Source organism: Vagococcus sp. WN80Y (assembly GCF_059621045.1).
Genome location: NZ_JCAQHY010000144.1, coordinates 23,615 through 48,844, shown reverse-complemented (window position 1 = coordinate 48,844; position 25,230 = coordinate 23,615). Strand labels below are relative to the sequence as shown.

29 protein-coding genes and 1 pseudogene are annotated in these 25,230 nt (G+C 37.9%); 21 read left to right on the top strand and 9 right to left on the bottom strand.

Annotated features, from left to right (window positions below):
- On the top strand, positions 1-242 hold a 242-nt coding region (locus tag AC5KOD_RS09495), incomplete at its 5' end, for a transketolase-like TK C-terminal-containing protein (RefSeq protein WP_496914311.1).
- A 128-nt stretch (positions 243-370) separates the two neighbouring features.
- Here AC5KOD_RS09495 and AC5KOD_RS09490 read toward each other — a convergent pair.
- Both AC5KOD_RS09490 and AC5KOD_RS09485 read right to left on the bottom strand, forming a co-directional pair.
- The gene (locus AC5KOD_RS09490; RefSeq protein WP_496914310.1) at positions 371-1,339 is read right to left on the bottom strand and encodes a serine hydrolase domain-containing protein; all 969 of its coding nucleotides are present in this window, start codon (positions 1,337-1,339) and stop codon (positions 371-373) included.
- Positions 1,340-1,341: 2 nt separating this feature from the next.
- A complete protein-coding gene (locus AC5KOD_RS09485; protein WP_496914309.1) occupies positions 1,342-2,172 on the bottom strand; it encodes a MerR family transcriptional regulator in 831 nt (276 codons plus the stop codon).
- Between the two features lie 272 nt (positions 2,173-2,444).
- On the opposite strand from AC5KOD_RS09485, the gene AC5KOD_RS09480 reads away from it, so the two are divergent.
- From AC5KOD_RS09480 to AC5KOD_RS09440, 9 genes are all read left to right on the top strand, one after another.
- A complete protein-coding gene (locus tag AC5KOD_RS09480) occupies positions 2,445-3,974 on the top strand; it encodes a BglG family transcription antiterminator (RefSeq protein WP_496914308.1) in 1,530 nt (509 codons plus the stop codon).
- Positions 3,971-4,498: a PTS sugar transporter subunit IIA gene (locus AC5KOD_RS09475; protein ID WP_496914307.1), complete on the top strand. Its 528-nt coding sequence runs from the start codon at positions 3,971-3,973 to the stop codon at positions 4,496-4,498. The genes AC5KOD_RS09480 and AC5KOD_RS09475 overlap by 4 nt, the downstream gene beginning before the upstream one ends.
- Positions 4,499-4,675: 177 nt before the next feature.
- On the top strand, positions 4,676-5,137 hold the full coding sequence (locus AC5KOD_RS09470) for a PTS sugar transporter subunit IIA (protein WP_496914306.1): 462 nt from the start codon (positions 4,676-4,678) through the stop codon (positions 5,135-5,137).
- Positions 5,138-5,152: 15 nt separating this feature from the next.
- Positions 5,153-5,449: a PTS sugar transporter subunit IIB gene (locus AC5KOD_RS09465; RefSeq protein ID WP_496914305.1), complete on the top strand. Its 297-nt coding sequence runs from the start codon at positions 5,153-5,155 to the stop codon at positions 5,447-5,449.
- A gap of 20 nt (positions 5,450-5,469) precedes the next feature.
- On the top strand, positions 5,470-6,720 hold the full coding sequence (locus tag AC5KOD_RS09460; RefSeq protein WP_496914304.1) for a PTS transporter subunit IIC: 1,251 nt from the start codon (positions 5,470-5,472) through the stop codon (positions 6,718-6,720).
- Between the two features lie 15 nt (positions 6,721-6,735).
- A complete protein-coding gene (gene rpe / locus AC5KOD_RS09455) occupies positions 6,736-7,380 on the top strand; it encodes a ribulose-phosphate 3-epimerase (RefSeq protein WP_496914303.1) in 645 nt (214 codons plus the stop codon).
- An 18-nt stretch (positions 7,381-7,398) separates the two neighbouring features.
- Positions 7,399-8,151 carry an SDR family NAD(P)-dependent oxidoreductase gene (locus AC5KOD_RS09450; RefSeq protein ID WP_496914302.1) on the top strand — a complete coding sequence of 251 codons (753 nt, stop codon included), beginning with the start codon at positions 7,399-7,401 and terminating at the stop codon, positions 8,149-8,151.
- Positions 8,152-8,162: 11 nt separating this feature from the next.
- Positions 8,163-8,723 carry a 6-phospho-3-hexuloisomerase gene (hxlB, locus tag AC5KOD_RS09445; protein WP_496914301.1) on the top strand — a complete coding sequence of 187 codons (561 nt, stop codon included), beginning with the start codon at positions 8,163-8,165 and terminating at the stop codon, positions 8,721-8,723.
- A 149-nt stretch (positions 8,724-8,872) separates the two neighbouring features.
- Positions 8,873-9,310, top strand: a complete 438-nt coding sequence (locus AC5KOD_RS09440; protein WP_496914300.1) for a cupin domain-containing protein — start codon at positions 8,873-8,875, stop codon at positions 9,308-9,310.
- Positions 9,311-9,400: 90 nt separating this feature from the next.
- Here the strand turns inward: AC5KOD_RS09440 and AC5KOD_RS09435 are convergent, their stop codons facing one another.
- The 4 genes and pseudogenes from AC5KOD_RS09435 to AC5KOD_RS09420 all read right to left on the bottom strand — a co-directional run.
- The gene (locus AC5KOD_RS09435; protein ID WP_496914299.1) at positions 9,401-9,760 is read right to left on the bottom strand and encodes a hypothetical protein; all 360 of its coding nucleotides are present in this window, start codon (positions 9,758-9,760) and stop codon (positions 9,401-9,403) included.
- Positions 9,761-9,954: 194 nt separating this feature from the next.
- Positions 9,955-11,457 carry a helix-turn-helix domain-containing protein gene (locus AC5KOD_RS09430; protein ID WP_496914298.1) on the bottom strand — a complete coding sequence of 501 codons (1,503 nt, stop codon included), beginning with the start codon at positions 11,455-11,457 and terminating at the stop codon, positions 9,955-9,957.
- 80 nt (positions 11,458-11,537) lie between these two features.
- The gene (locus AC5KOD_RS09425; RefSeq protein ID WP_496914297.1) at positions 11,538-12,116 is read right to left on the bottom strand and encodes a recombinase family protein; all 579 of its coding nucleotides are present in this window, start codon (positions 12,114-12,116) and stop codon (positions 11,538-11,540) included.
- Between the two features lie 162 nt (positions 12,117-12,278).
- Positions 12,279-12,665: pseudogene (locus AC5KOD_RS09420) on the bottom strand (DapH/DapD/GlmU-related protein); the annotation flags it as partial.
- Between the two features lie 148 nt (positions 12,666-12,813).
- On the opposite strand from AC5KOD_RS09420, the gene AC5KOD_RS09415 reads away from it, so the two are divergent.
- Positions 12,814-13,698 carry a LysR family transcriptional regulator gene (locus tag AC5KOD_RS09415; protein ID WP_496914296.1) on the top strand — a complete coding sequence of 295 codons (885 nt, stop codon included), beginning with the start codon at positions 12,814-12,816 and terminating at the stop codon, positions 13,696-13,698.
- Between the two features lie 61 nt (positions 13,699-13,759).
- On the opposite strand, the gene AC5KOD_RS09410 is transcribed toward AC5KOD_RS09415, so the two are convergent.
- The 3 genes from AC5KOD_RS09410 to AC5KOD_RS09400 all read right to left on the bottom strand — a co-directional run bounded on the left by AC5KOD_RS09410 (position 13,760) and on the right by AC5KOD_RS09400 (position 15,292).
- Positions 13,760-14,146: an HsmA family protein gene (locus tag AC5KOD_RS09410; RefSeq protein WP_496914295.1), complete on the bottom strand. Its 387-nt coding sequence runs from the start codon at positions 14,144-14,146 to the stop codon at positions 13,760-13,762.
- Positions 14,147-14,245: 99 nt separating this feature from the next.
- Positions 14,246-14,653 (bottom strand): DUF2871 domain-containing protein, encoded by a 408-nt coding sequence (locus AC5KOD_RS09405; protein WP_496914294.1) that lies wholly within the window; start codon positions 14,651-14,653, stop codon positions 14,246-14,248.
- 36 nt (positions 14,654-14,689) lie between these two features.
- Positions 14,690-15,292 (bottom strand): TetR/AcrR family transcriptional regulator, encoded by a 603-nt coding sequence (locus AC5KOD_RS09400; RefSeq protein ID WP_496914293.1) that lies wholly within the window; start codon positions 15,290-15,292, stop codon positions 14,690-14,692.
- Between the two features lie 760 nt (positions 15,293-16,052).
- Here AC5KOD_RS09400 and AC5KOD_RS09395 point away from each other — a divergent pair.
- The 10 genes from AC5KOD_RS09395 (at position 16,053) to AC5KOD_RS09350 (ending at position 25,191) form a co-directional block, all read left to right on the top strand.
- The gene (locus AC5KOD_RS09395) at positions 16,053-17,276 is read left to right on the top strand and encodes a chloride channel protein (RefSeq protein WP_496914292.1); all 1,224 of its coding nucleotides are present in this window, start codon (positions 16,053-16,055) and stop codon (positions 17,274-17,276) included.
- A gap of 117 nt (positions 17,277-17,393) precedes the next feature.
- The gene (locus AC5KOD_RS09390) at positions 17,394-18,344 is read left to right on the top strand and encodes a sugar-binding transcriptional regulator (RefSeq protein WP_496914291.1); all 951 of its coding nucleotides are present in this window, start codon (positions 17,394-17,396) and stop codon (positions 18,342-18,344) included.
- Positions 18,345-18,508: 164 nt separating this feature from the next.
- A complete protein-coding gene (locus AC5KOD_RS09385) occupies positions 18,509-19,303 on the top strand; it encodes an SDR family oxidoreductase (protein WP_496914290.1) in 795 nt (264 codons plus the stop codon).
- A gap of 37 nt (positions 19,304-19,340) precedes the next feature.
- Positions 19,341-19,757, top strand: coding sequence for a PTS sugar transporter subunit IIA (locus AC5KOD_RS09380; protein WP_496914289.1), 417 nt, complete (start codon positions 19,341-19,343; stop codon positions 19,755-19,757).
- Position 19,758: 1 nt separating this feature from the next.
- Positions 19,759-20,247 carry a PTS sugar transporter subunit IIB gene (locus AC5KOD_RS09375; protein WP_496914288.1) on the top strand — a complete coding sequence of 163 codons (489 nt, stop codon included), beginning with the start codon at positions 19,759-19,761 and terminating at the stop codon, positions 20,245-20,247.
- 26 nt (positions 20,248-20,273) lie between these two features.
- Entirely contained in the window at positions 20,274-21,083 is an 810-nt protein-coding gene (locus AC5KOD_RS09370; protein WP_496914287.1) for a PTS mannose/fructose/sorbose transporter subunit IIC, read from the top strand.
- A gap of 10 nt (positions 21,084-21,093) precedes the next feature.
- Positions 21,094-21,942, top strand: coding sequence for a PTS system mannose/fructose/sorbose family transporter subunit IID (locus AC5KOD_RS09365; protein ID WP_496914286.1), 849 nt, complete (start codon positions 21,094-21,096; stop codon positions 21,940-21,942).
- A gap of 31 nt (positions 21,943-21,973) precedes the next feature.
- Positions 21,974-23,200, top strand: coding sequence for a zinc-binding dehydrogenase (locus AC5KOD_RS09360; RefSeq protein ID WP_496914285.1), 1,227 nt, complete (start codon positions 21,974-21,976; stop codon positions 23,198-23,200).
- A gap of 125 nt (positions 23,201-23,325) precedes the next feature.
- Positions 23,326-24,279, top strand: a complete 954-nt coding sequence (locus tag AC5KOD_RS09355; RefSeq protein WP_496914284.1) for a sugar-binding transcriptional regulator — start codon at positions 23,326-23,328, stop codon at positions 24,277-24,279.
- 231 nt (positions 24,280-24,510) lie between these two features.
- Entirely contained in the window at positions 24,511-25,191 is a 681-nt protein-coding gene (locus AC5KOD_RS09350; protein ID WP_496914283.1) for a fructose-6-phosphate aldolase, read from the top strand.
- The last annotated feature ends 39 nt before the right edge of the window (positions 25,192-25,230 follow it).

Sequence of the window (25,230 nt, the reverse complement as noted above, 5' to 3'; positions counted from 1 at the left end):
TGCCAAGTACAGATTTGTTTGACAAACAGGATGCAGCCTATAAAGAAAGTGTACTACCAAAAGCAGTGACTAAACGTGTCGCAGTTGAAATGGGTGCAAGCTTTGGTTGGGAACGCTATATAGGAAACGAAGGCGCAACAGTGACCGTTGATCGCTTCGGTGCAAGTGCTCCTGCTCCAACTGTTTTAGCTGAGTATGGCTTTACGACTGAAAATGTGGTAAAGACATTCAATGAGTTATAAGATAAAAATTAGAGGGTGAGACATGTGTCTCACCCTCTAATTGATTCAAAAACCGTGAGCTCCTGTTTGGAGTATGGCAGTGGGAAGGCCTAATAACTATTACACAAAAGTAACATAGACGAGGCTGATTAAACAAAAGGTTCTATTTGAGTCTTAATAAATTCGAGGCGATCAGGAACCTTTTGAGAAAAAAGTGAGGTGATAGCCACAACAATTTTTTTGTTAGGATTGACATAAATAACATTGCCGCCATCTCCCATAGCGGCATAACCGCATTCTTGATCAAGCCACCATAGGTAACCATAGGACAAATCAAATTTTTTCCAACGACTATGTTCGGTTGTACTATCGTCTACCCATGCCGTTGAGACTAGTTGAACGTTGTCCCATAATCCGTGATTTAAGTAGAGCTGACCAATTTTAGCCATATCCATTGGAGAGAGAGTTAATCCCCAACCACCCGCATTATGTCCGCTAGCATCTGCGGCCCAGCCACTAATAGTAGTTGATTGATTGAACGCCAGTTGTTCTTCTTTGGACTGGAAAACAAGAGAGCGCTCAACCTCAATCCCTAGAGGAGTGAACAACTCTGTCGTGGCAAAATCAAGCGCTGATTTACCCGTTGTCGCCGTGAGAATCCCTGATAAAATATCTGGACCAATCAGCGGAGTATATCTGAACGAGCCTATTGTCCCTCGGCCACCTAATAAATCAAGTGTAAAAGCCACCCAATCGCTACTGGTAAAATATTTTAAGTAGGGAGGAATCCAGTATCTATAAGGGACTGTCATCGTCAATAAGTCTTTAAGTGTCACCTGTTGAAAAATTTTTTCGTTCTTTTTAATAGAATGGTGCGGAAAAAACTCCACAATCTTTTGATCGATTGTTTTGATGTAACCGCTATCTATGGCTATCCCAATCAAAATGGAGAGAATACTTTTCGTGACGGAATATACGTGAATACGACTAGAAGCAGAGCAGTCATTGAAGTAGCGCTCATAATAAGGCTCCCCGTCGTTTAATACAACAATTCCAGCAATGGTTGGATAGTCCTGCTTTATTTTGCTTTCTAAGTGATTCAGAGGTTCTCTGAGCATGTTCATGTCCTCCTAGCTTTTTTTACAGGAAAGTAGACATCAGTGACTAACTCGGATTCCTCAGAAACTTGACTCGGGTCAGTGATGTAGACCTCATATAGGGCATGGCTACTTTCAAAGCCTTCTTTTTCAGCCCATTCTCTTTGCTTTGTATAGACAGAAGGAAGAGCGGAATAAGAGCCAACTAATTGTGTTTTTAAGCAGAGTCCTGGAGCAAAATCTCTGGTACCAGTCACAACTTCTTTGATTGGAATTGCGAACTCCGTGTCTAAACCACTTGGGCTAAACTCCGCACTATGAAAAAGAACCATCGGTGGTGCAAGTGGCGTTAATTTTTCCATTTGAATTATTTGGGTTAGTTGTGCGAATCCTGCGCCATAATTTTCTGCAAAGTCATGCTCTTGTATCATTTTTCTAACAGTTAAAAGGGTCATTGTTGGCACCTCGACAAGCTGAACATCGAAATCATCTAAATAGGACATGATAGATTTTCCTTGTGCTAATTGGGTTAAATCAGTTGTCAGTTGGTCTAACTTTTTGTGTGTTTGTCTGAGCTGTTTGTCGATTTCTTTTTTCTTTTTGTTTAGAGCGACATAAAGCAACTCATCTAATAGTTCGTCAGAGTGGAGAATAGCCTTAATATCTTCCAATGAAAAGTAATAATCTTTCAGCCGATTGATTAATAACATGGTTTCTAACTGATCGATGGCATAATACCGATAGCCAGTCTCTGGGTTTATTTTTTTAGGTAGTATTAAACCAATATCCGCGTAATAACGAAGTGTTTTGGTTGAGACCTTGCAGATAGTTGAAAATTCTCCAATAGTTAGCATTGAACGTCCTCCTTGTGTTCTGTCTCTTTATCTTACACCTTATCCCAAGGTGAAAGTCAAGCTGGTTTTTACATGGTTAAGTGGGCAAACTTTTGGAGCGGAATTATCATATGGTGCTAATAAAATTAGTAAGGAGAGGGCAATCATCCTGTCCTTTTTTGTGATGTCTGCCAGTCATCACAACTAGGAAAGAAAAAATTACACTTTTTGGGTAAAAAGAAAGTGGCTTTCTATGAAGAGAGCGCTTATTATTTAAGAGAGGAGGTTATGATATGGGTGATCGACAGCAAGAGTTATTGAAACAATTAATCAAACAAAGAAGTGTCAAAGAGAGTGATTTAATGACAAAATTGGCCTTAACCTCCCGCCAATTATCTTATAGTGTGGAAGCTATTAATGAGAAGCTAACGGAAAAACACTTACCGATAATAGAAAAGAAAAATGGGTATTATTACGCTAAAAACCAAGCTGCGGATTACTTAAGTATTCATCAATCTGCAAAAGATATTAGTTATTCAAAAGAGGACCGTCTTTATCTAATGGTGATACTGATTCTGACGAGAGTGGAAGAATTATCGTTAGATCATTTTTGTATTGATCTTCAAATTAGTAAAAATACAGCATTATCAGATTTGAAGCAAGTAAAAAAAATTGTAGCAAAACACGATCTAACCATCACTTTTTCGCGTAAAAATGGCTATACGATCGTTGGACAAGAATGGAATAAACGATTGGTTCTTTTTCAGGCTATTACAAAAATTTACCGAAATTATGGTGGAAATATAACGGAACTATTACTAGAAGGTTCAACAAAATACTTAATGATAGTTCAAGCTGATCTTTTAAAGATAGAGAAGTATCTCGGTGCAAAGTATACGGATGATGATTTTTATCCACTTATTTATTTCATTTCAGCTCTTTTTATTCGAATCGAACGTAATCAATTAATAGATAGAAGTCAATTTGACAGTTATGAGGAGATTGAATTTACTAAAGAATATCAGTCATTGTCTTATTTAGCGACTGATTTTCCTGAGTTACCAGAGAGTGAAAAATTATTTATTACCTTACAATTACTAAGCTCTAACGTTAGGAATAAGGGAATGGTTTCAGAGAGAGATTTACCTCTATTAGCTAATTCATTATGGGAATTTTTGATTGAATTTGAAGCTAATACTTTATTGGTTTTGGCAGATAAAAAGAACTTATTGACAAAATTGATTAATCATTTTAAACCAGCTTATTATTGGATTAAGTATCATTTACCAGTCGAAAACGTGTTGTATCAAAAAATCAGCTTAGAATATAAGGTATTACATGATTTTGTCCGGCAATCAATTACTCCTTTAGAAGTTTTTTTTAAAACAAAATTGTCAGATGAAGAAATTGCGTACATTACGTTGTTTGTTGGTGGTCATTTAGTTGACAGTGATAATCAAGAGATTGAGGCGAAAATAACGCGAGCAGTAATTTTATGTCCAAATGGAATGTCAATGTCAAAATTGTTAGAAAAAAAGCTAAAGGATATCTTTCCAGAATTTCTTTTTTATCCAGCAAATTCGATTCGTGAATATGCTAATTTTATGTTACCACATGATATTGTTTTTTCTACAGTGCCTGTTCAATCGCCAAAAAAGGTTTATGTGATTAATGAAATATTGAGTAAGAGCGAGCAATTAAACTTGAGACAACATGTGATTAAGGATATTTTTCAATTGGATTTTGAAGGGATTAAAGTAGCTGAAATAACTGAGGTAATAAAAAAATACGCAAAAATAGACAAACGTACTGAAGAAAAATGAGCGAAGAATTAGCATCGCTATTGTTAGGAGAGCGATCAGTTACTCAAGAAGCGTTTAATGACACAAATTTAACTCTCGAACAATTATTGACTGAGAATTCTATTCAAGTGATTGAAGAGGAGCTTTCTTGGGAAGAGGTTCTTAGACGAACAAGTAACCGTTTAATTCAACAAGACGTTGTTTCAAAGGCGTATCAAGACCGTCTGCTGTCTGAATATCGGGAGGAACCAAGTTATATTATGTTGCGACAACGAGTTCTTTTGCCTCATTTAGATCCACAATTAATTACTCAAAAATTAGGTGTTAGTGTCGCTGTGGTTAAATCAGGGATTGAATATAATAGTGAACGGATTTTTGTGGTCATTTTATTGACAACACCAGATAAAACAAGCCATTTAACGTGTCTATATGATGTCAATCGTTTGGCAAAAAATAGCGATTGTATTGAGAGCCTGAAGCAAGTTGGGACATCTTCTGAAGCATATGCGACCATTTTTCAGGCGGTTAATAAGGCAAGGGATTAAGTGATTTTAGTGTGTCTATCCTCTCGATTAGATGGGATAGGCGCTTTTTTTTTCATCCCAATGGAACAGTTAAAATCAACATTTTTTGTGAATAACGGAAATAGTTATTTGGGTTATTATACCGTATGATTTAGATATGGAGCTAGTTGCCTCATTAAATAATAAAGGAGCAGGTGCATGTTAAAAGAGTATATAAAAGAAGACTTAATTTTTCTTAATCTAGATGTGTCTGATAAGAATGATCTATTTAGTAAATTATCTGACATATTATTAGAGAAAGGGTATGTGACGGAAGGATTTTGTCAATTCCTTACCGAACGTGAAGAAAGTTATCCAACTGGATTGGATTTGGGTGACTATACTGTGGCAATCCCTCATGGCAATCCAGAGTATATTAAGCAACCATTTGTGTCGATTGTTTCATTAAAAAGGCCAATCCGTATGAACAAGATGGACGATTCAGAAATAGTAATTGATGTAGGTCTTTTGTTTGTTTTAGGATTAAATGATGGGAGTGGTCATTTGAGGTTACTAAAAACGATTATTGGTAAGATTCAACAAGAAGAGTTTATCAAGGCTCTAACAAAAGCAGTAACAAAAGCAGAAGTAATGGAAATAATGACAGCAAGTGCTGATTAATAGGAGGAAAAGACAATGAGAAAAATTAATATTTTAGTGGCATGTGGAAGTGGAGTGGCAACCTCAACTATTGCGGCAGATGAGGTCAAAGCATTGTGTAAAGAGCATCAAATTAATATTGGGCTGAATAAATGTAGCATGACTGAGCTGCCAACGATGAGTGGACAAGCAGATATCGTCTTAACAACGAATAATTTTAAGGGTGAGTTGACAGTACCGGTTATGAGCATTATGGGGTTTGTGACAGGAATTAATGAGGAAAAACTAAAAAAAGAATTAGTTGCGAAACTTCTTGAAATTCAAAATTCTTAGGCAGTAGAAAGGGGAAAAGGATGGAGACATTAGTTAGTATTGTTCAGACAATAACAGGGATGGGTGCATCAGCAATTTTGCCTATTATTATCACTATTTTAGGCTTAGTATTTCGGATGAAATTAGGAGATGCGATTAAGGCAGGTCTGACGGTAGGAGTAGGATTCATAGGTTTGACGCTAGTGGTCAATTTGCTAAATGATTCCTTGGAGTCAGCAGTTAATTATTACTCGGAAATAGGCTCAGGGTTTACAATTGCAGATATTGGCTGGCCTGCTGTTGGAGCGGCTTCATGGATGGCACCATTTGCTGGCTTGGCTATTCCTATCGGTCTGGTTATCAATATTTTGTTGGTTCGTTTGAAGGTGACGAAAACGTTGAATGTGGATATTTGGAATTATATGCATTTTTTAGTACCAGGGGCGTTAGCTTACTTCATTTTTGATAACTTTTTTATTGGGTTAGCTGTCACGATTGTTTTATCTGTATTAGCTTTATTTGTTGGGGATTGGATTGTCCCAATGTGGCAAAAATATTATGGATTAGAAGGAACGACTTGTACTACAATCGTTCACACTGGCTGGACCTTAGTAGTAGGATTATTAGTGAACAAATTGATTGATTTCATTCCAGGCTTAAATAAATTGGATATTAGTTTGGAGAAAGTTAATAAACGTATCGGTGTTTTGGGGGAACCGGTTATTATTGGCGCATTAGTAGGTTTACTTTTAGGGGCGTTAACTCGTCAAGAGGTGACGACCATTGTTCCTATGGGCATGGGAATTGCTGGTGTGATGGTTCTAATGCCACGAGTAGTGAGTGTCTTGATGGATGGTTTATCACCAATTGGAAAATCTGCAAAAACATTTATGACTAAACAAATGGGAGAGGATGCAGACCTAAATATTGGGATGGATGTTGCTTTAGGGTTGGGTGATCCAGCTACTATTACGACAACAGTTGTCTCAATCCCTCTAGTGATGCTGTGTGCGTTGGCTTTGCCGGGAATTAAAATGTTTCCGATTGGTATTCTAATGTCTGTAACGTATATGTCGGTTATGACGGTCATGACGAGTAAAGGAAATCTTTTGCGATCAATTATTTCGACGGTCTTATTCTGCGTATTGGTGATGTACTTGGGCGGTTATGTTGCGCCAGGAGCAACAGAAATGTTAAATGGTGCAGGTGTTGGACTAAAAGGTCAGGGAACAGATTTTGTTCTAACAGGGCCCTGGAGTGTTTTAATGTATTGGATTAGTACTATTTTTTAGGAAGAAGGAAAAATCATGACAACTATCTTACCCTCAATTTTTGCAGCAAATATACTACAATTACAAGAGGCGATTCAATTTTTAGAACAAGAAAATACGACCATTTTACATGTGGATATGATGGATGGCAATTTTGTATCTAATATTGCTTTTGGGCCCAATCAGATTGCAGCTATGAAAGAAGCCACTACGATGATTTTTGATGTTCATCTGATGGTTGATCACCCAAAAGAGCATCTAGAGGCAGTTATTGAAACAGGGGCAGAGATGATTTCAGTTCATTATGAATCAACGCCGCATATTCATTCAGTACTTCAGCAAATTAGAGAAGCAGGCAGAAAGGCAGGAGTCGTGATTAATCCTGGAACTCCAGAAACAGCCTTGACCTATCTATTGGATGAGATTGATTATATCCTTATCATGACGATTAACCCTGGTCAGCCAGGGCAAACATTTATTCAGAAGAGTTTAGAAAAAATTCGGCAGACGAAGCAATTAATTGGTGACGGTCAGATTCTAATTGAAGTGGATGGTGGAGTAGATAGTGAACTGGCAAAAAAATGCAAAGAAGCAGGAGCTGACTTAATCGTAGTTGGAGGGGCACTATTTTCAGATCGACCAGACGAACAGTATGAACGGTTACGTCAAGCAATTAAATAGAAGGGAATTGAGATAGAGATGGGAAACTTCGAAGGGAAAGTAGCTTTAGTAACAGGAGCCGCCAACGGGATTGGCAAAGGAATTGCACAACAGTTTGCTAAAGCAGGAGCTAGTACGGTGATTGTTGATTTTGATGAAGAAAAAGGGGCCGAGACAGCGGCGGAAATTAGTCGAGATTATTCAAAATCATTGTTTGTTCAGGCTGATGACTCTAAACCAGAGGACCTAGAGGCAGTTCGTGAGGCCGTATTTGCGGAATTTGGTCAGATTGACATTCTTGTTTTAAATGCAGGTATAGCCTTTGCGAATAAAGTAGCCGATATTTCATTTGAAGAATGGAATAAGACGTTGAGTATTAATTTGACGGGATTGTTCAATACAGTTAAAAGTTTTTATCAAGACTTTTTAACTAATCGAGGCGCTATTGTTTATATTAGTTCAGGATCGGCATTAAGTGGAACTGGCGGAGGTGTCTCTTATCCAGCATCTAAAGCAGGAGGAGAAGGGCTTATTAGAGGTCTGGCAAAAGAGCTAGGACTTAAAGGGGTCAATGTGAACGCGATTGCCCCTCGTTTGATTGATTCAGGTAAAATGATGCGTGTCAATTATCCAACAGAGGAGAGTTTAAATGCAGTGTTGGAAAAAATTCCTGTTCGTCGTTTTGGCACGGTGTCAGATGTGGCGAATCTGACTTTATTTTTAGCAGATCCAGCCAACTCATATATTCAGGGGCAAACAATCCTGATGGATGGTGGTCGTACAATCGCATAAGGAGATAGAGAATGACAGTAAAAGAAAATATATTAGCAATTTTACAAGAGCTAGCAACCGCGACAAGTCAAATTAGTGAGGAAGAGTCTCAAGCGATTATTCAACAAATAAAAATAGCAAAGCATATTTTTCTAGCAGGAGCGGGTAGATCTGGAATTGCTATCCGGGCATTTGCTAATCGATTATTACACTTAGGTTTTTCAGTCAGTGTGATTGGTGAAATTAGCTCACCGCATTCTAGAGAGGGGGATTTAGTCATTGTATGCTCAGGGTCAGGTGAGACAGGCAGCTTGAAAACTATTACTAAAAAGGCCGTCCATAATGGCGTGACGGTTGCTTTAATTACAATGAAAGAAGAGTCAACAATTGGCAAGTTGGCTCAGTCTGTATTAGTACTGCCTGGGAAGACTAAAAACGATAACAGCTTTGAAACGACAACTTTTTCTCAACCAATGGGCTCGGCTTTCGAACAGTTAGCCTTTTTAACATTTGATAGTATGGTAGTGTCACTGATGGTGGATCTCGGCGAGAATTCAGAGACAATGTTTGCACGACATGCAGATTTTGAATAGTCATTAAGTTGAAGGCTGGAATTTTCATTCCAGTCTTATTTACTTAGGAGCTAACAAATTAAATTTAGTTAATTACTTATTTTGTTACCTACACCCACTTGTGTAATTACAAAAAAGATGCCATCATTATCTAAAAAGGAGATAATGAGATGACAAATCCGAGTCGAAGTATAAACAAAGAGCCCAGCGTAATAAAGAAAAACGACGCTATTTCAGTAATAAAACCCAATGGAACAGAAGTGGATTACTATTTATTTGATGCCTTTGAAATTCATACGAATGTTATTCCAAGTGATTGCGTCCAAGACTGGCACGCTCATCAAGTAATAGAAGAAATGATAATCCTTACTAAAGGATCACTGTATCTGGAATGGATTGACAAAGGCCTCCAGACTCAGCAAATCTTCAGAGGGGAAATGATTAGGATGAATAATAGCATTCATCGTCTATCAAACAAGAGTGAGGAAACTGCCGAGTGCACGATTGTCAGATTTGTTTCCCCTGATGAAAATCAATCTAAGCGAATAAAAAATGATAAGATAATCTACTCTAACGAAGAGATTGAAACGTTAAAAAAGAAGGAATGAGCGATCATTCCTTCTAAAAAATAGATTGAAATGTGATTGTTTTCACTTGTTAAAGCGAACTCTTACAATGATGATGTGATAACGCCAGACTTATTTATTGTCATCCATATTAGCTGACATTGAGGCAAAAGCTGTTTGATTAATAGAGTGAATTAATTCTAAATCTATTTGTTTAGGGTGTTTATTGTCAACCATTTCTTGAATACGATAGAGTGTTGCTTGATAAAAACTACGTGACTTAATCCGTTGGATAATCGGGAATTCTTCTTGATATTTCGCTGTTTTGGCCTCAGTATTTAATTCCCAATCAGCAGTAAATTTCTTTAGAGCAGTTGGAAGAGAAGCAAGTGTGTGATCATCTTGTGGGAAGCGAGTACTGAATTCTGGTAACTCATCAATTTTTGCTAGATAGCCCTCGTCTGTTAAATTTAGATTTAATAAAATTTTCATTTGATATGCCTTCTTTCTCTTTTTTTTTCAGACAAATTATTGTGTTTTCATGTTATGTCTCTTTATTTGTTAATTTTATCACAAATCGTTCAAGGTGGCAAATGTAACTTTTTGAATAGTAGAATTTCTCGTTTGATAAACTAAAAAAGCTTAGAAATCTGCTGATAGATGTTGGCATATTTCTAAGCTTTTTACTACAACGAAAAAGTAATTTTAAACAATTTATTTTGGATATAATCGACAAGCTCTTTCCAAGAGTCTATATCAGTCACACGTTCCAAATAAAAGAAGTCAATATGCGCATGACAAGGTTCAAAACAATCTGAAATAATTAAATCAGCCTGATCAGGCTCGTCAATAAACGTGAGTAGCTCAGGATTAAATAAGGCTGTTAAACGATCCTGAATTAAACTTTCTCCTATGGCATTAATTGAAAAATGACAACAAATAATGAGCGATGATTTCATTCTTTTATTGATCACGAGGCTTGTCAGTGATTTTTCTATTTCTTGATATTGAGCAGGGATAGGGAACTTTTTGCGAAACTGTGCCAAAAAGTCATCTAATTCCTTAATAAGAATGCCTTCCTGTTGTTGGTCAGTATGATCAAAAAGACCATGATTTGAATAGGTGGTAAAGACAGAAGGAAGGTCAATTTTTAAATAATAAATATAGACATAAAATAAGATATAGTGATAAAAGCAAAAGGCTTTTTGTTCATCTGACAGAATTAGGTTGAAATGTTTAATAGTTTCCGAAAGTATTGCTTTACTATGGTTGATAATGGGGTCATCGATGGTTTGAAGAGTCTCTGCAATCTGATTAATATCTTGAGCTGAATCTTGTCCAGACAAATTAACTCGCAAAAAGAAATTAAGAAATAACTTCTCATTTAAAATAGCATCGGGTTCGAGTTTTGACTCGAAGGAATCAAAAACGATACTTAAATCATTTTGATTTTGAAAAATGGTAATAATTGCTTGAATATTTGCGTCCATTTTAATCGTGTGTTTCCTTACTAGTGTTCTCAATAAAGTCAGACTCACCAAGTAATCGAACTGCTTCTTTTTGGATAAAAGGGCATCAGATTTAATCAATGGATGAGTATGAACAATTAGAAGTTGGTAGTTTTCCTCTGTTAACTTAATAAAAGGCCATTCTAGGCCCTTGTAGGTATACCAATGAAAATAATACAGAAATGCGCGAAAATCTTTTTCTTCAAAGACGAAATTGACTTGCTCGACCCCACTAGTAAAATTTAGCGTGATGTTAAATTTTCTAAGAATGACTTGAACCCGCTGAAGATATTTATAAACAGTTGACTGACCTAAATAAAGATAGTCGGCGAGTTGAGTAACAGTCGTGAATTTTTGAACTAATAGTAGCTTAATAAGTGTAAATTCAATAGAATTTTTGATGTAAGCCAAATGTAAGGAATCGATGAAGAAAGAAAAGGGCAATGAATTATGAGTAATCAATAAAATATCGCTTTTCTTTTTTATTAACTCAAACTGATTGTCACCAAAAGTTGAATCCAACTCACATTGCAGCTCTTTGATGTAACGATTGAGGGTATTTTTAGAAACATGTAAATGACGTAACAGAGTATTAAATTCGGAAATATTGTGATGAAATAATAAATAACGAAACAGTTTCAATTTATTTTTTGAGGGAGAATCAAGAAACAACATGACCATAACCAGCTCCTTTCCCCTAGTATAAAGTGGGACGTCGAAAATTGTCCACAGATATACCTCGAGAAAAGAATAAGTGATAGTTAGGCTGATTCATCACGGTGCGCAATATTGCGTAGGCGGATATGACGGTAAATAGTGGCTGTTGATAATTGACAGATATCGGCTATTTCAGAGACAGATTTGCTTGAATGAGAGTAAAGTCGAAGAGCTTTCTCTAATTGTTTATTATCCAACGGTGGTCGACCTAGTTGAACACCATTTTTTTTAGCGACTTTCAAGCCAGCAATAACCCGTTCTTTAATTAATTCTGCCTCCATCTCTGCAAAAGCCCCCATGATGGTGAAAATCATTCGTCCCACAGGGGTTGAGGTATCGATATGATTTTGAATGCTGACAAAATTAATCTGTCGTTGATTAAATTCTTCGAGCAAAAGTATCAGTTGCTTGGAACCTCTGGCCAAACGATCCAATTTAAAAATTACGAGCGTGTCGCCAGATTTTAAGGATGCTAACATGTCATCAAGTACAGCCCGGTCTGCTTTTCGACCGCTTTCGTATTCTGTGTAAATTTTATGAACACCATATTCTGTAAGAGCCTCGATTTGTGAATCTAATTTTTGCTGAGTGGTGCTAACACGTGCGTATCCAATAATAGCCATCGTTAAGTCCCCCTTATATGATAGTTAACAGTATAACTTAAATGGCTGACTAAAATTCTCGTTTTGTGAGCCGTTATCGATTCACAATTAGAGAAAACTGTGCGATTTGTAGGTTTGTAAGGGGGACATGAGTGCTAATTTTCAATTGTTTCTACATTAAGATTAGGTTAAGTGCCAGACTATTTTAGCTGGTGTGCCTGCCATAATCACATTTTTAGGAACTTCTTTTGTGACAGTAGAATCAGCCGCAACAACTGAATTTTCTCCAATAATGACTCCAGGCAAAAGGGTCACATTTGCACCAATCCAAGCATTTTGTTTGATAGTAACAGGTTGAACAATAATATCTCGCCTTTTTTGAGAATCTAACAGATGATTGACAGTGATAATTCGGCTCATCGGACCGATTAAGACGTTATCTTCAATGGTAATTCCGCCTAAATCGACAAAAGTGACATTTTGGTTGATAAAGATATGTTTTCCAAAGGAGATATGTTTGCCGAAATCAGAATAAAAAGGCAATGAAATCGTCACAGAAGGGTCAATCTCTTTTCCTGATAGTTTGTCTAGTAATGAGTGATTATTCATGGTATCACCGCTTTCTTAATGGATGAATTAAGTATACTTGGTTATAATAGGGATAACTAATACGTATAATCAATAGACAAGTATATAAAAAAGTTATAGGAGGATGGATATGGAGCTAAGAGTACTAAATTACTTTTTAACTGTGGCGCGTGAAAAGACCATAAGTAAGGCAGCGGAAGTTCTTCATTTGTCACAGCCAACGTTATCAAAGCAGTTGAAGGACTTAGAGGATGACTTAGGTGTTCAGCTTTTTGTTCGGGGAAATCGTGAAATTACGTTAACAGAAGAGGGGATTTATTTACAAAACCGTGGCAAAGAAATTGTTTCATTAGTCACCACTACGACCTCTAATTTACAAAAAAATCAAGTGATTGGTGGGGATATTATGATTGGCGGTGGTGAGACGCAAGCGTTTCAATCAGTCGCTACTCTTTTAAATGAGTTGATGGTGACATACCCTGAGATTAATGTTCATTTATATAGTGGAAATGCCGATGATGTGAAGGAGAAAATTGATACAGGCGTTCTGGATTTTGGTTTGGTTATTAATCCTGTTGATAAAAGAAAATACGACTATCTTCAGCTACCTTTAGTCGATTCTTGGGGAATATTAGTAAGTGAGACGCATAAATTAGCAGAAAAGAAAACCATCACTTCTCGTGATTTGGTGACTGAACGGCTGATTATTTCTAGCCAGACTTCGGTAGACAATCAGCTAGCAGATTGGTTAGGAGGTAGTTTGGAGGAGTTCAATATTGTGGGGACTTATAATCTTCTATACAATTTGTCTCTTTTAGTTAAGGGCGGAGACAGAGTGGCGTTGTGTATAGATGGCATTATTAATACTGTTGGAAGTGGTCTGACATTTATTCCATTGGCGCCACCGCTAAAGGTTGCGACCAATATTATTTGGAAAAAGAATCAACAATTTTCAAGTGCTGCTACACATTTTTTGAAGAGACTCGTAGAAGAACTGTCGCGTAGCGATCGTTAAAAAATTGCCCATCCTGTTAAGCACTGAATGTTTCAACAGGATGGACAAGAAGTTGTTTGATTTAAATGATGCCCATTCCAACAAGCATACCTAAAATAAATGAAATGACCCATAAAGTCCATACGCCAATGCTGAATCGATGAAACTTAACTTTAGCTTGCTCCGAGCCTTTTTTATAGACCCAAACGGCCCAAACAAGATGAAGACCCATAAAAAGTAACGCAGCTCCGCCTGTTAATTGATGCAAGCCTAAACCCGAGCTAGCTTGTTCATTCGTCATTTTACTCATTAAAGTTGTTCCAGTAGTATCAAAAACTAAGCCAATAACAAAAAATAAGAGATGCTTTAGTTTAATGGTTCCACTTAATTTTTCACCAAAAACACCTATACTGTAAGAGACAAGGGCAATCACCATAGCGCCACTTGCTAAGATCAAATCTGTACTCATTGGTTTTCCTCTTTTCGTTTAATAGGATAAAAGTGACAAAGTGTCACTTTTACTGCGTAAAGAAACTATAATAGTCAACGGTTACTTGTTGGTTGTAGATTAGCTTTTTTTGGCAACTTGACTCGTTAGCACCACAAAAAAGAAACTGAGTCCAACAGTCATGATAATATGTCCTAATCCAGCGATCCCAGAAATCATTGGCGAATCAGCATAACCAAGAACTGTTTGGCAGCCATGAATGAGCATCATTAATAAGGTTAAGCCGAGTCCACTATTGTATGTGGCATAAAAAGCTTTATAACGTTTGTGTTCGCTTAACTGAAAGGCATTTTCTAATAGTAAGACAATCAAGAAGAAAAACATTCCTAATACCAATAGATGCGTGTGAAGCGTTCCTAGTTGACTTGTTCCGTCAAAGTTGTTAAATTTGGTGAATTCTCGATAAAATACACCTGCTACTAAGCCAGCAATCATGTAAGTCATGCTCGTTCGTACTAATTTTTTCATGTTAATTAAATCCCTTTCTCATTGTCATTATGTGACTCATTTTTTGCTCAATCCATCCGTTAGCCACCGAACTTTGAAGTCGTAATCCGTCAATAGTTGTGCAAGATCCCAGTCGTTCACGAGGTAATCGGCAAGAGTTTCCATAACAAGACTCATACTAAAGTATAGAAAACTAATAGCTTCTTCTACCGAATGCATGACGAATTGATTGTCTTCTAAGAGATCGAGCCACTGTTTAATCAAAGGAGAGTCTACAGGTAATGGCACGCGTTTATTAGCAGAAGAATCGCCACTTAAAATAAAGAGTGATAATCCTTTCCACTCATTGCTAGTCCTATCTAGAGAAGCACACCAGATTAAATAGTCTTTAATTCCTGCAAAATAATTATTGTGATTCGCGTCGATCGCCTGTAAGATGGTTTGGTGAATGAGTGTGGCTTGAGTTGATAAAATATAGGTATAAGCGTCTTCTAAATCAGTAAAGTACTTGTAAAAAGCCCCACGTGACATGCCCATTGCTGTGACAATGTCAGAAACTGTGACCTGACTGATGTGTCGGTCGTAGAAGGAATGAAGTAAAATCTGATTCATTACGTCTTTCTTGGTCGAATCTAAATTTATAAATGTTGAATTAGGCATATGCTAACATCCCTTCTGTTTGTGGTAAGACTGATCCTAATGGTTTATCCTAGCGTTATCGTATCAAGTAGTGACAAAGTGTCACTTTAAAGTAGTATAATATCAAAAGAGTGGCTTGTCAATGGTTCAATGGCCTCTGTTTAATGTTGATAGGAGGTTATTTTATGAAAAAAACTCGATTGGTTCTTGTCCGTTAAAAGCGTACATAGGGGGTGAGGAGATATGTGAGGTTAAAAAGTAGATTGACACAGCTGAACCAACCGATATCAGTCTTTTAAAGATAAATCAAAGGAGAGAGTCTGTTATTAAATGGAAAAAACTCGATTGATTCATGTCCGCTGAAAGCGTACATGGGAATTAGGGGAGTTTGTGAGGTTAAAAAGTAGTGTCGCAAGATGAGACCTCAGCCTAGTTATATCATAGACAGACGTGACTTGTCTAATCGAGAATAAGTCATAAATGGAGCTAAAAGGATTGAAAATGACTTAAACGTCACTAGGTTAGGAGGCGTCGACTGTCAGAATGGCGTAAGGAAGAGCTTTTAGACTCGTTATAACCAAACGACTGAGTAAAAAGAGTAGAGAAAGAGTAAGATAGTAGTAGAATAGGTAGTTAAGCAGATGCCACGATAGGTTTGATAACAGAGATAAACCTTACTTTTGTGAGAATAGAGTAGCTAGATATTCAGGAACGTCTTTTTATGATAAAGTGAGAGACGAAGGACAACCATTAAAGATAAGTGAAAGAAGTGAGCCATTAGATGAAATTAGACGTAAAAGAAATTAAGTTATTGGGATATGGGCTTGTATTGAGCACGGCCATTAGCATTGTCGCGTTTATTTTTTTACGAATTGAAGGACTAGGTTCGGAGTTACTGTGGCAGATATTAGATTCAAGCCAGCCTTTTCGTTTTATTTATATTGCGGGAATTACTCTAGTTGGAGGCTGTTTACTGGGGATTTGTCGGAAATATTGGGGAAGTTTGCCTTCTACGGCTCACGAGTCGATGACGGAGTTAAAGACAACTAAAACAGTTGATTATCGACCTGTATTTAAAAGCTTATTAGTTGCATTAATTGTTCTAATTTTTGGAGCAGGGGTTGGGCCAGAGGCGGGCTTATTAAGTGCGGTGATTGCGTGTTCAGTTTGGCAAGCGGATAAATTGCGTTATTACTATTTTAATTATCAAGAGTTAAGAACATTACCCTTTAGTCAAAGGCTGAGACGCTTAATCAATCCTGTTTCATACTTACTTAGCTATGACGAAGAGCGAGCGACTAAAGCAGGAACAAAGCGTAAAAAGAAACGATTTTACGGTGTTTTTGTGGTGAATGGGTTAGTTAGTTTTATCCTGTTAATGAAGCTGACGGGGCAACCGTCATTCATTTCAAAAATGGGAGTGTCACATTGGCAGTGGACAGAGCTATGGGTGATTGTTCCCTTGCTCATTTTTGGTGTTTTATACGGTAAAGCCTATCATGTGTTACAACAGGTCATGGCGAAGGGATTCGATTTTTGGCAAGATCGACCGGTTCGGAAAGCTTTAGTAGGGTCAGTTGCTATTTTCTTGATCGCTAGTTTTGTGCCCAAGCTTCTTTTTTCTGGCCAGTTATCTCTTTCATTAGTGCCCTTTATTGGGAGTCAGGCCTCTTTTCTATTTTTGACAGTGATGGCGCTAATTAAGCTAGTGTTTCTTCAAGTATGTTTGAATACTGGTTGGATAGGTGGCGATATTTTTCCAGTTGTTTTTTCAGCCATTATTCAAGGTTTCGCAATGGCTCAATTATTTCCAGAAATGGATCGCTTATTGATTGTTAGCGTAGTTAGTGCCAGTATCTCAATGACTATTATCGGATCGCCCTTACTAGCAGGCGTCTTTGTGATGCTGTTTTTCCCGTTAATTATCAGTCCGGTGATTCTTTTGACGATGCTTATTATTATGGCGGGGAAAAAGTGGTTGGTGAAAAGGGAAGAAATGAAGTGAATTGGTCAGGATAAGCTTGAATTTTATTCTTTTTCACATTTGTGAATTTTGTATAACAATTGAATGTGAGAGTTATTTATGCTATATTTTGATTAGCTAGGGATGGAGGAACAAGGTATGGATGAAGATAAATTATTAGTCAGAATTGCTGAAATGTACTACCAAGAAGATAAAAATCAAAGCGAGATAGCAAAGGCCTTAAATATTCATCGGACAACAATCAGTCGCTTATTAAAGCGTTCCAGAAAAGAAGGAATAGTTAATATTAGCATTAACTATGATTTAGCAGGAACATATTCGTTAGAAAAAACTATTGAAACAATGTTTTCATTAACCAAAGCGATTATTGTGCCAGTTGGAAATGAGGTAAGTCGTGAGAATAAAGAAAAGCAAATCGGAAAGGCTGCTGCTGATTATCTAGCTAGTGTACTGGGGGATTCAATGAATATTGGAGTGTCGTGGGGCCAATCGATGGCGGCCATGATGGAGGAATTACGTCCCATTCAAACTAAGGATATTACCTGTTTGCCTATGATTGGAGGCCCTTCTGGCAAATTACCAAGTGAGTACCATGTTAATACGATTACGTATGAAGCGGCTAAAAAGATTGATGGGCGAGCATTGATGATTGACGCACCAGCAATTCCAGAGACCAGTGAGTTGAGGGAAGCTCTGATGGCTAATGGTTTTAATCAAGAGCTGCTGGCTTTATGGAATAAGTTGGATATAGCTATTTTTGGTATTGGGAGTCCGCATCTGAGTAAGCGGGAGATTTGGCAAGCTTTCTATGGCAAGAATTTATTAAACGAATTAGAAGAAAAGGAAGTAGCAGGCGACGTCGTTTCTCGATTTTACGATAATCAAGGACAACCAGTTACGAGTCAATTAGATCAGAAGATTATTGGTATTGAACTGGCTCAATTAAAAAATGCTAGTATTAGAATTGGTATTGCTGAATCTGCTGAAAAAGCGCGAGGAATACTAGGTGCTTTAAACGGTGGTTATCTAACAACACTGGTTACAACGGAGGAAACGGCTAAAGCTATCTTAGCCTTAATAGATGAATAGACACTACCGTTAACTTGAAAAAGTTAACGGTAGTTTTATTTTTTATCACAAATGTGAAAAAATGTATAAAATGTGAAAAATGATTGACAATCTAATATAAGCAGTATATTATGTAGTTATCACAAATGTTGTGGTTAAATCACAAAAGTTAAGGAGAGATTAATTTGGAATGGTTAAACATAAAAGATAAGGTTGCCATCGTCACAGGTGGCTCATCGGGGATTGGAGAGACAGTCATCAAAGAGCTCTGTCAATTAGGGGTGAAGGTGATTAATGCAGATTTGAATGAGGGGCATTTTCGTCATGAGAATTTATTGTTCTTAGAAACCAATGTTTCGCTTCGGGAGTCTGTAGAGGAGACTGTTAATCGAGTTAAGGGAGTTTATGGCAAAATTGATTGTTTAGTCAACAATGCTGGTATTAATATTCCTGCTTTATTAACAGATAAAAAGGGAAATAGCCATTATGAATTAAGCGATCGTATTTTTGACAAGATGATTGATGTTAATCAGAAAGGTGTTTATCTGATGAGTCAGTTGTGCGGGCGGATTATGGTTGCACAAGGCGAAGGGGTCATTATTAATATGTCATCCGAAAGCGGCTTAGAAGGTTCAGAAGGACAAAGTTGTTATGCGGCAACCAAAGCAGCTGTGAACAGCTTTACCCGTTCGTGGGCGAAAGAGCTTGGCAAACAAGGCATTAGGGTTGTCGGAATTGCCCCGGGTATTATGGAAGAAACAGGGTTAAGGACAATTGAGTACGAGACAGCTCTGGCGTATACGCGGGATAAAACTGTCGAAGAATTACGTCAGGGATACAGCCAAACAAGTACAATCCCATTAGGCCGTAGTGGAAAATTAGTTGAGGTGGCTGATGTAGTAGCCTACTTCATGTCAGATCGGGCAAGTTATGTGAGCGGTGTCACGCTAAATGTAGCTGGCGGTAAAACAAGAGGATAAGGCATTTGCCATATCCTCAATATGAGGAGGGAAAAAAGTGACGCATATTTTATTAGTAGCTCATGGTAGCTTAGGACCTGAAATGAAACGCTCAGGAGAGATGATTTATGGTCAGCTACCAGGGGTGTCAGCTGTTGAATTTTTAAAAGAAGAGGGGCTTGATAGTCTATCTGTTAAGATCAAAGAGGTCTCTGATCGGTACCTCAATGAAGAGTTACTTATTCTCACCGATTTATTTTGTGGTACTCCGTACAATGCAAGTTGTAAAGTTGCGATGGAGGAAGAGAATAGACAAATTGAAGTACTATCGGGAATGTCCTTACCGATGTTATTGGAAGGACTTGGTAGTTGTGAGCGCCCTATATTGGAGTTAGTGGCGGTGATGAAGCAGGCCGCAAGCGAGGCGTGTCGTTCGTTTAGAGAACAGCAAGTTGAAGAGGAGGAGGATTTTTGAGATGAAGATTAATTTAGCAAGAATCGACGATAGATTAATTCATGGGCAAGTGTCAACGGTTTGGGCGAAAGAAGCAGGAGCTCAGCGGATTATTGTGGTAAGTGAAGAGGTTTATCAAGATGAGATTCGTAAAACTTTGGTAAAGCAGGCGGCGCCTCCTGGCATAAAAGTTAACATCGTGACAGTTGAAAAAGCCATCAAAGTATTTAACAACCCTAAGTATGAAAAGGAAACTGTTTTTTATCTATTTACCAATCCTACAGAGGTTTTAGAGCTAGTTAAGGGTGGTGTTCCGTTGGAGACAATTAATATTGGCGGGATGCAATTTAAAGAGGGTCGTACTCAAATTACAAAAGCTGTGTCAGTTAGTCAAAAGGATATAAAGGCGTTTGAGGAATTGAAAGCGCTCAATGTTAAGTTGGATTATCGAGTAGTTGTAAGTGATCCCAAGGTAGACTTTGAAGCCAAGCTAAAAGAAGCCGTCAGTTAGTTATTAGAGATTAAGGAGGACGTAAAATGGATGTATCAATGATTCAATTAATACTAATCTTTTTATTTTCATGTATTGCAGGTATGGGCAGTGTTTTGGATGAATTTCAGACCCATCGACCACTGATAGCATGTACGGTAGTGGGATTGATTTTAGGGGATATGACAACAGGAATTATTTTAGGCGGTACGCTGGAATTAATCGCTTTAGGCTGGATGAATATCGGGGCCGCTCAATCACCAGATTCGGCATTGGCAAGTATTATTGCGACTATTCTTGTTGTTGTAGGCAAACAGGATATTCAAGCAGGAATAGCTATTGCCTTACCAGTGGCCGCGGCGGGACAGGTTTTGACCGTGATTGCTCGAACAATCACAGTTGCGTTTCAACATGCGGCGGATAAAGAAGCAGAGCAAGCAAACTTTAATAAAATAATCTTGCTACATTTTAGCGCGTTACTTGTTCAAGCTATGAGAGTCGCAATTCCCGCAACGGTTGTCGCAACCTTTGTTAACGCGGAAATGGTTAATAACATGTTGGATTTCATCCCTGATGTGGTAACAGGAGGATTGGCTGTTGCTGGAGGATTTATCGTTGTAGTGGGGTATGCAATGGTTCTTAATATGATGAGTGTTAAGTATTTGATGCCCTTCTTTTTCTTAGGATTTATTCTAGGTGGTTACTTAGATTTTAGTTTATTATCCTTTGGGATCGTAGGATTGATCATCGCGTTAGTATACGTTCAGCTCAACCCTAATTTTGCTAATCGATCGCTAGCGGGAGCTGGTGTATTAGCATCAAGGACTGATATAGCTGACGATGAGTTAGAAGACTAGGAGGAGTATGATGAGTAAAAATAATGCAAGTAACGAAATGACAACGAGTTTAACACGAAAAGATTTAGTGACTACTTTTTTATTTTCTAATTTTCAACAAGCTTCTTTCAATTATGAGCGAATTCATGCCTTAGCCTTCTGTGTTGATATGATTCCGACTATTAAGCGAGTCTATCATACGAAGGAAGAGCAAGCAGAAGCATTAAAACGCCATCTGACTTTTTTTAATACCACACCAGCAGTTGTTGGGCCTGTTCTTGGGGTGACAATTGCCATGGAGGAAGCGAAAGCTAATGGGGCAGATATTGATGACGGAACTATTAATAGTTTAAAAGTGGGGTTGATGGGACCTTTAGCTGGTGTTGGAGATCCTTTGGTGTGGGGAACGTTGCGTCCGATTGTCGCAGCAATAGGTGCTTCGCTTGCTTTGACGGGCAGTATCTTGGGCCCTGTGGTGTTCTTTTTTGCTTTCAATCTTGCTCGACTTGCAATGAAGTGGTTTGGGTTGACTTACGGACTGAGAAAAGGGTTGGATATTGTCAAAGATTTGTCCGGAAATTTGCTGCAAAAGCTAACAGAAGGAGCCAGTATCTTAGGGTTATTTATCATGGGAGTGCTGGTTACAAAATGGACGACCATCAATGTACCGATAGTTGTGTCAGAAACGCCAGGTGTCGATGGGGAGACAGTGGTAACAACTGTACAAACTATTTTAGATGACTTAGTACCAGGGTTATTAGCTCTTGGTTTAACATTATTAATGATGCGTCTATTAAAGAAAAAAGTAAGCCCAATCATGTTGATTTTTATTCTATTTGCAGTCGGCATTATTGGATACGGGTTAGGGATTTTAGCTTAAATTTGAGTGACTAGTTAAAGGAGACGATGAGATGTTAACAAAAGCAGTTCGATTATATGGAGAGAAGGATTTACGATTAGAGGAAGTTGAATTACCAGCAATTAAAGAGAATGAAATCTTGGCTTCAGTGGTGACTGATAGTATTTGCATGTCTACATGGAAGCTAGCTAATCAAGGGGCTAAGCATAAAAAGGCACCCGTCGATTTGGCAGAAAATCCGATTATTGTTGGACATGAGTTTTGTGGTGAATTGTTAGAAATTGGTAGTAAATGGCAAGGAAAGTATCAAAAGGGGCAAAAATATGTGGTACAAGCCAATTTACAGTTACCTGATAGACCAGATTGTCCAGGTTATTCTTATCCTTATACAGGAGGAGACGCGACATACATCATTCTTTCAGAGGATGTGATGAATCAAGATTGTTTATTACCATATCAAGGTGATACATATTTTGAAGGCTCTTTGATTGAACCTCTTTCTTGTGTTATTGGCGCATTTGAGGCGAATTATCATTTAGTGGAGGGGTCCTATGAACATCAGATGGGCATAAAAAAAGATGGGGACTTGCTGATTATGGGAGGAACGGGGCCAATGGGGTTGTTGGCTATTGATTACGCTCTTAATGGGCCGATTAACCCTAAACGAATTGTCGTGACAGATCGTAGTGCTGAAAAAATAGCGCGAGCGGCTAGTTTGTATCAGAGTAAAAACGGCATTGAAGTAAGTTATGTGAACGTTGCTCAGACGGAGGATCAAGTCTCCTTGTTAAAGGAACAAGCATCAGGCTTTGACGATATCTTTGTCTTTGTACCAGTCGCAGATGTAGTGACCGACGCATCGAAGTTATTAAATGCAGACGGTTGTTTGAACTTTTTTGCAGGTCCACAGGATAAAGAATTCTCAGCAGCCATCAACTTTTATGACGTTCACTATGCCTTTACTCATTATGTGGGAACCTCTGGCGGTAACACAGAAGATATGCGTAAAGCAGTTGAATTGATTGAAGCAGGAAAAGTTAGCGTGGCAAATATAGTAACACATATTTTAGGTTTGAATGATGTAGCTGAAACAACCTTGCATCAACCCGAAATTGGCGGTGGGAAAAAACTGGTTTACACGCATAAAAATATTCCACTGACTGCTTTAGACTCTGTTGGCAAGTTGTCGAGCGAGTTGTCAGATATCTTGAATAAGACGAATGGTATCTGGAGCAAAGAAGCCGAAGACTTTTTATTAGCGACAATGCCAGAAATCTAAAGGTTAGTGAACGTGGAAGAATAGTCATGAAATTCCCCTCTACCTTTAGCGCAAGACTATAACTATCCAGTCAACTTTTATGATAGACTTATAGTCATATAGTGAAAACGGTAGGAGGGGGATAAGTGGACGAAAAAAAGAAATTATTAGCTAAAGTGGCGTATATGTATTATGTAGAAGGCATGAACCAATCAGAAATTTCAAAGGAATTGGGAATTTACCGGACATCAGTGAGCCGTATGCTGACGCAAGCTAAGGAAGAGAATATTGTAGAGATCAAAATAAACAGCTTTGATTCTGAAATTTATGAGTTAGAAACAAAAATGAAAGAGAAATATGGCCTGAAGAAAATTGAAATTGTTCCGACGGACGAGACAGATTCTATTTATGAAAAAGAAGAAAAGCTGTCAAAAACAGCCGCTAACTTCATTAGAAAGCAAATAGAAAATGACAGTATAGTGGGGGTGTCTTGGGGAACGAGTGTTGGCGATGCTGTTAATAAAATCGAAAAAAAACATTTGGAACATACGACTTTTTTGCCTATTGTAGGGGGACCAAGTCATATCAATTCTAAGTATCACGTCAATACATTGGTCTACGAGCTCGCTAAAAAATTTCATGGTGAAAGTATTTTTGTCAATGCGTCAGTCATTCAAGAATCTAAAGCGTTGGCTGAGGGAATTCTAAATTCTAATTATTTTGAAGAATTGAAAAGCTACTGGAAGCGTCTAGATACAGTGATTGTTGGGATAGGCGGGCCATTAAGCTACAAAAAAAGTAAATGGCGTGATTTATTGACTGACGAGGATTTTGAAGATTTAAAGCTTAGAGAGGCAATCGGTGATTGTTGTTGCTGTTTTTTTGATCGAGAAGGCAAAATCTCAAAAGGAAAACTTTATGAGAGGCGTATTGGTTTGTCTTTAGAAGAATTGCCAACAATACCTTGCTCAATTGGTATTGCTAGAGGAAAAGTGAAGGCTCGATCGATTTTGGCTGTTTTGAAAAAGGGCTACATCAATACCTTGATGACGGATCAAGAAACAGTGTTAGAGCTTTTGCGAATTGATAGGGGGAACTGAGTTAGTAATTAGATGGCTAGAAAATGGAGACAGCAATCCATTTTCTAGTCTTTTAATGTTGCGTAATTAATTATCCTGCACATATGTGCTTTTGCTTCATTGTTTAATAGAAGATTTGGTGGTATGACAGCGTTTTTCAAAATACCTAAATTGAATGGCAGAAAGCCTTTTAAAAGGGTGGTATTCTTATGGTAGAAGAGTGACTACTAAAGGATAGAGGGAGAATGACTGATGGAGTTTATGCTTGATACAGCTAATATTGAGGAAATCAAACAATTTAATGAGAGTATTCCTGTGGCGGGGGTAACATCAAATCCCTCGATAGTAAAAAACGAAGGAGCGATTGATTTTTTCGATCACATGAAAAAAATCAGAGCGATTATTGGCATGGATGCGAGCTTACATGTTCAGGTTGTAGCGACAACTTATGAGGGAATGCTTAAAGATGCCGAGACTATTTTACAAAAAATTGATAAAGAAGTATATATCAAGGTGCCGGTCAGTGAAGAAGGCATGAAAGTCATTAAAGAGTTGAAGCGCAGAGGAGTCAATGTAACAGCAACAGCTATTTATACTAAATTCCAAGCTTATTTAGCAATCGCAGCGGGAGCGGATTATATTGCACCATACTTTAATCGGATGGAAAACCTTAACATAGATCCAAGAGAAGCGATTGATGAGATGGCTAAGGAAATCTCACGGACACAAAGCAATACTAAAATTTTGGCAGCTAGTTTTAAAAATGTTGGCCAAGTCAATGGTGCACTTGAAAGTGGCGCACAAGCGGCAACGATGGGAGTAGACATCATCAAGCAGGCCTTTTCTATGCCGTCTATTGAAAAGGCAGTAGTAGATTTCACTGCTGATTGGGAAGCGGTGTTTGGTGAAGGAACGACGATCGCCTCACTTTAATTAAAAATTCTGGAGGGATAATTACGGAAAAAGCTGAGT

Excerpts from the sequence above, each read along its gene's own strand:
- AC5KOD_RS09490 (WP_496914310.1), bottom strand. The coding sequence starts at position 1,339 with ATGCTCAGAGAACCTCTGAATCACTTAGAAAGCAAAATAAAGCAGGAC.
- AC5KOD_RS09485 (WP_496914309.1), bottom strand. The coding sequence starts at position 2,172 with ATGCTAACTATTGGAGAATTTTCAACTATCTGCAAGGTCTCAACCAAA.
- AC5KOD_RS09480 (WP_496914308.1), top strand. The coding sequence starts at position 2,445 with ATGGGTGATCGACAGCAAGAGTTATTGAAACAATTAATCAAACAAAGA.
- AC5KOD_RS09475 (WP_496914307.1), top strand. The coding sequence starts at position 3,971 with ATGAGCGAAGAATTAGCATCGCTATTGTTAGGAGAGCGATCAGTTACT.
- AC5KOD_RS09470 (WP_496914306.1), top strand. The coding sequence starts at position 4,676 with ATGTTAAAAGAGTATATAAAAGAAGACTTAATTTTTCTTAATCTAGAT.
- AC5KOD_RS09465 (WP_496914305.1), top strand. The coding sequence starts at position 5,153 with ATGAGAAAAATTAATATTTTAGTGGCATGTGGAAGTGGAGTGGCAACC.
- AC5KOD_RS09460 (WP_496914304.1), top strand. The coding sequence starts at position 5,470 with ATGGAGACATTAGTTAGTATTGTTCAGACAATAACAGGGATGGGTGCA.
- rpe (WP_496914303.1), top strand. The coding sequence starts at position 6,736 with ATGACAACTATCTTACCCTCAATTTTTGCAGCAAATATACTACAATTA.
- AC5KOD_RS09450 (WP_496914302.1), top strand. The coding sequence starts at position 7,399 with ATGGGAAACTTCGAAGGGAAAGTAGCTTTAGTAACAGGAGCCGCCAAC.
- hxlB (WP_496914301.1), top strand. The coding sequence starts at position 8,163 with ATGACAGTAAAAGAAAATATATTAGCAATTTTACAAGAGCTAGCAACC.
- AC5KOD_RS09440 (WP_496914300.1), top strand. The coding sequence starts at position 8,873 with ATGACAAATCCGAGTCGAAGTATAAACAAAGAGCCCAGCGTAATAAAG.
- AC5KOD_RS09435 (WP_496914299.1), bottom strand. The coding sequence starts at position 9,760 with ATGAAAATTTTATTAAATCTAAATTTAACAGACGAGGGCTATCTAGCA.
- AC5KOD_RS09430 (WP_496914298.1), bottom strand. The coding sequence starts at position 11,457 with ATGGTCATGTTGTTTCTTGATTCTCCCTCAAAAAATAAATTGAAACTG.
- AC5KOD_RS09425 (WP_496914297.1), bottom strand. The coding sequence starts at position 12,116 with ATGGCTATTATTGGATACGCACGTGTTAGCACCACTCAGCAAAAATTA.
- AC5KOD_RS09415 (WP_496914296.1), top strand. The coding sequence starts at position 12,814 with ATGGAGCTAAGAGTACTAAATTACTTTTTAACTGTGGCGCGTGAAAAG.
- AC5KOD_RS09410 (WP_496914295.1), bottom strand. The coding sequence starts at position 14,146 with ATGAGTACAGATTTGATCTTAGCAAGTGGCGCTATGGTGATTGCCCTT.
- AC5KOD_RS09405 (WP_496914294.1), bottom strand. The coding sequence starts at position 14,653 with ATGAAAAAATTAGTACGAACGAGCATGACTTACATGATTGCTGGCTTA.
- AC5KOD_RS09400 (WP_496914293.1), bottom strand. The coding sequence starts at position 15,292 with ATGCCTAATTCAACATTTATAAATTTAGATTCGACCAAGAAAGACGTA.
- AC5KOD_RS09395 (WP_496914292.1), top strand. The coding sequence starts at position 16,053 with ATGAAATTAGACGTAAAAGAAATTAAGTTATTGGGATATGGGCTTGTA.
- AC5KOD_RS09390 (WP_496914291.1), top strand. The coding sequence starts at position 17,394 with ATGGATGAAGATAAATTATTAGTCAGAATTGCTGAAATGTACTACCAA.
- AC5KOD_RS09375 (WP_496914288.1), top strand. The coding sequence starts at position 19,759 with ATGAAGATTAATTTAGCAAGAATCGACGATAGATTAATTCATGGGCAA.
- AC5KOD_RS09370 (WP_496914287.1), top strand. The coding sequence starts at position 20,274 with ATGGATGTATCAATGATTCAATTAATACTAATCTTTTTATTTTCATGT.
- AC5KOD_RS09365 (WP_496914286.1), top strand. The coding sequence starts at position 21,094 with ATGAGTAAAAATAATGCAAGTAACGAAATGACAACGAGTTTAACACGA.
- AC5KOD_RS09360 (WP_496914285.1), top strand. The coding sequence starts at position 21,974 with ATGTTAACAAAAGCAGTTCGATTATATGGAGAGAAGGATTTACGATTA.
- AC5KOD_RS09350 (WP_496914283.1), top strand. The coding sequence starts at position 24,511 with ATGGAGTTTATGCTTGATACAGCTAATATTGAGGAAATCAAACAATTT.